The organism is Asticcacaulis sp., from assembly GCF_027484505.1.
Taxonomy (GTDB): domain Bacteria; phylum Pseudomonadota; class Alphaproteobacteria; order Caulobacterales; family Caulobacteraceae; genus Asticcacaulis.
The window spans coordinates 1-3568 of record NZ_JAIXSV010000329.1; the positions used below are offsets into that span (position 1 = coordinate 1).

Consider the following 3568-nt stretch of genomic DNA (forward strand, 5'->3'; position numbering starts at 1 on the left):
TATGGTGATGATTCTGCTGTTGGCAAAAATTTGACAGTCATTCAAAAAACGCAAGTGCTGTTGGTCAGAGTGGCAATACGAATCAATCAAGTATGAAAATACTAAATTGCTTGTTTTGGCATCATACCCTAAAATTTGTCCACGCATAGACGAAATACAAAAAATACTCTTGCCATCGGGAGACCACGCGGCATCAATACCAGAAAAAATATGAGTTTGCTGACAAATGGTTTTGTCGCTGAACATGCCTGGTACATTTCCATTTTCGTCCAGATCCCACACATCAATCGAGACTTTAAACATGTTTACATCGCCACGTGTCATGATCTGCTTGCTGTTCGGCGACCATGCCACGCCTCGAACACTCAAGTAATTGTGTCGGCCAAATGAAGATCCAGGAACGAGTTCTCCGTCTTTGGAAATTGTCCACAACCGCACTGATCCAAGAGAACTTCCCGACACCAAACGCGTGCCGTCAGCAGACCACGCAAGGCAATACCAGCGGTCTGTTTCTTCTTCTTTTTCATTTTCGAAAGCAATACCACTAAGATGCCAGGTTTTCTTCTGGTGGGAAACGAACGAAAACAATCGCAGCATGCCGTTGCAACATGCAATTGCAACGTACCTGCCATCTGGCGACCACTCCAATGCACAAATTCGGCGCGAGCAGACTGCAACCGATCTCTTAAGCATTTTTGTTGGATTTCCGTGCTCATCGACACGCCACAGTTGCACTCCATGCTCAACATCACACATTTCTCTGTGCAGGACGTGCGCTATGATCATTGTGCTGTGTGGTGACCATGCACAAGCCAGAGATGAAGTGTCACATGCAATCGTTTTTAAACCGCCAGATCTGGCAGATGTCACGTTGCAAATGTAAAGATTATTTGTTGTATTGCTTTTGCTGCAAACAACAAAGTTTTGGTTGGGCGATATTTGTGCAAGTGTTTGAGACGGTAACTGAGGGAAAGAACGGGTTCGGCATTTTTTCTGCCACTCGTCGTCCTTAATTGAAATCATCACTCGCGCGAGAAAGAAAAAAATGAGTTTTGAAAAAAAAAATTCATTTTTTCGCATGAAAAGCCTCTGACCATGTGCTCGTGCCAAGAATGGAGAAAATATCCAACCACAAACTCATGGCCAGACAAGGAATTTGTGAATCGCATAAATCAAGGCGATGTTTGATGCACATGAGTGTAAACACAAGAGAGCGAAATGCAGGTGAAAAATACACGTTTGTTCTATCCGACCATTTACAAAAAGTAATTATGTCACCATTGCTCTCAACTTGATAATCATTTAAAAACTCGACATTGGTCACGCGTTTGTCCGGGCATCGCAGTGCAAAGGTGCAGGCGCCAGTGTCCACGTCCCAGCCACACATCCCTTGATACATTCCGCGAAATATCGTTCTGCCATCCGTTGACCATGACATCGAATTGTTGGAAGGGTCTTTTTGCCACCAAAACCCGTCCCAAGCCAAAACTTTGTCATTTTCTGTTGTTGTCGGCGACCACACTGTAATATTGGTATCTCCTGCAACCGAAAAAGCAATCTTTGTGCCATCTGGCGACCATTTCAGACTATCTACATAATTAATGGTATTGTCGTCTTTGTTGTGCACCGGACCAGGCACGACAGTGCAGGTTCGTTCATCTTCGCCCGACGACAGCTTCCACACCCTGACGCCATCTTTGCCACCAGTACCAGACGCAAATTGCTTTCCATCGGGTGACCAATCGATAACCCATACTGGTTTTGCGATACCTTCGATTATGCAAATATTATTTCCGTCAGGGGTCCACAAGCGCAACGTTTCATCCCAGCTTCCAGACACAATGTGTTTGCCATTTGGCGACCAGGCCAAACTGGTGATGTTGTCAGTGTGCCCAACCAATTGTATTTCTTTTGGGGTTTCAATGGACGAAACAGTTGCAATGTGCGATGTGAAATTGACCGTGACCCTGTCATTGACTGACGCGACTGCTTTGCTGTCTGGCGACCACACCAGAAGATTTTTTTCTTGAAAGCTCGACAAGCACGTGAGGCCGGTGCAAAGATTGACAATCTGCAACGGTCTCAATCTGGCAATCAACTGCTTGTTTGGCGAAAGCACTGAAGCCGAATATTTCAACCAGTCGGCGGGCAGGCTTTTTGGCAGCAAGGAGTGCACGCGGCGTTCTCTTTGCCATGTGTTTTCGATAAACACATGGCAATCCTGCCAAGCACGGTTCATCTTGTTTTTTCTGTTTGTAATGCTCGAAAAACAAAATTCACATTTTTTTTTCAGACCGACAATTTTTTTTTTCTTGGCAAAACAAGAAAATCAATGTGGGACGGAGAAGGTTATTTTAACAATCTTGAAACTTTCCCGGACAAGGAGCGCTGGCAAGATGTGGCGCTCGACGATAACGTGACAGACATTACAGCAACTATTGATCGCGGCAACGCCACCTTTCGGTTCGGCGACTGGCGCATTGAAGTCTATGTGAACCGACGCTGCTGCGAGGAGTTTGATTACTCGTGGAACAAGAAACACGATGATGTGGAAAAAATCATTCGCTTTCGCCACCCTCTGCCCACCGCCTTCACCATCAAACACTATCACAAGATTTTTTGCGAAACAAAAGAATCGAAATTGTGGAAGCGCGAAGGCAGCCGGAAACTTTTTTGCAAAATGAAAAACACCCTGTCCTTTTGTTTCGACAACGGCGACACACTGTCCTTCACCAACATCATGCAGGAACGCATTTACGAGCACGTCATCCGCTTGTACAAAGGCGACGAGCAAGTTTTATTTGTGTTTATTTAGGCGGGCGGAAACACATGCGATGGCTGGCCAGGTGCACGGCCGCGCACATAGGCCGCGTCGCCAAACAAGTGGCACCAGCGCTCACACGCTCGATACAGACCTTTGGTTGCCATAAACGCATCCATCTCGGCTTCGGTGAACGATCCGGCGTACAGCGCCTGCCGATTGAGCTCCACATAGACAATCTGCACCTCTGGCCACAGCTTTTCGGGAAAGCCCTGCAGCGCAGCCAGCTCGCTGCCCTGAATGTCCACATTGAGCATCTGGAACGGCCGCTCGATCTTGTATCTGGCCAGCAAGTCTGTCAGCGTGATGGTGGTCATCGGCTCGGCTTTGACAACAGTGGCTTTGTAGACGCGGCGCTTGAGATCCGTAATGCGCAGCGCGCTGCTGCACATGACATTCTTGTGCGTTTCAAAAGTCACTGGCTGGCCGGTGACGTTGCTGACACAGGCGCACAAGATCTTTTGATCTGGGTGCCGGCGACGCATTTCTTGCACCTCGTCTTTACGCGCCTCGATCCACACAATGTCGGAAATGCCGGCTTTTTGGTACAAGGGCAGCTCTTCTAGTTTGCACGCGCCGACATGCAGCACGCGCATGCCGCCAAACTCGAGTTCCGGCAACACGGATTTCAGTTGTTCAAACGAGATGAGCATTTTTCACCGTTTTTCTGTTTTTTTTTCTTCATGTGCGTTACGTGAAAATATTTTTTTTTTTTGAAAGAAAGAAATAAAATTTAATAAATGAACA

General features: G+C 46.9%; 4 protein-coding genes. 1 reads left to right on the forward strand and 3 read right to left on the reverse strand.

Annotation, left to right across the window (positions count from 1 at the left end; translation table 11 throughout):
• Together Q0072_RS19325 and Q0072_RS19330 are read right to left on the reverse strand one after the other, a co-directional pair.
• The coding region (locus Q0072_RS19325) for a WD40 repeat domain-containing protein (RefSeq protein ID WP_298333217.1) at positions 1-1080 on the reverse strand (1080 nt) is incomplete at its 3' end.
• A complete protein-coding gene (locus Q0072_RS19330) occupies positions 1067-2239 on the reverse strand; it encodes a hypothetical protein (RefSeq protein ID WP_298333219.1) in 1173 nt (390 codons plus the stop codon). The genes Q0072_RS19325 and Q0072_RS19330, both read right to left, overlap by 14 nt.
• A gap of 93 nt (positions 2240-2332) precedes the next feature.
• Between Q0072_RS19330 and Q0072_RS19335 the strand changes: the two genes are divergently transcribed.
• Positions 2333-2815 (forward strand): hypothetical protein, encoded by a 483-nt coding sequence (locus Q0072_RS19335; RefSeq protein ID WP_298333221.1) that lies wholly within the window; start codon positions 2333-2335, stop codon positions 2813-2815.
• On the opposite strand, the gene Q0072_RS19340 is transcribed toward Q0072_RS19335, so the two are convergent.
• Positions 2812-3474 (reverse strand): FkbM family methyltransferase, encoded by a 663-nt coding sequence (locus Q0072_RS19340; RefSeq protein WP_298333223.1) that lies wholly within the window; start codon positions 3472-3474, stop codon positions 2812-2814. The two genes, Q0072_RS19335 and Q0072_RS19340, sit on opposite strands and share 4 nt — an antisense overlap.
• Positions 3475-3568 lie beyond the last annotated feature (94 nt).

Excerpts from the sequence above, each read along its gene's own strand:
- Q0072_RS19330 (WP_298333219.1), bottom strand. The coding sequence starts at position 2,239 with ATGAACCGTGCTTGGCAGGATTGCCATGTGTTTATCGAAAACACATGG.
- Q0072_RS19335 (WP_298333221.1), top strand. The coding sequence starts at position 2,333 with ATGTGGGACGGAGAAGGTTATTTTAACAATCTTGAAACTTTCCCGGAC.
- Q0072_RS19340 (WP_298333223.1), bottom strand. The coding sequence starts at position 3,474 with ATGCTCATCTCGTTTGAACAACTGAAATCCGTGTTGCCGGAACTCGAG.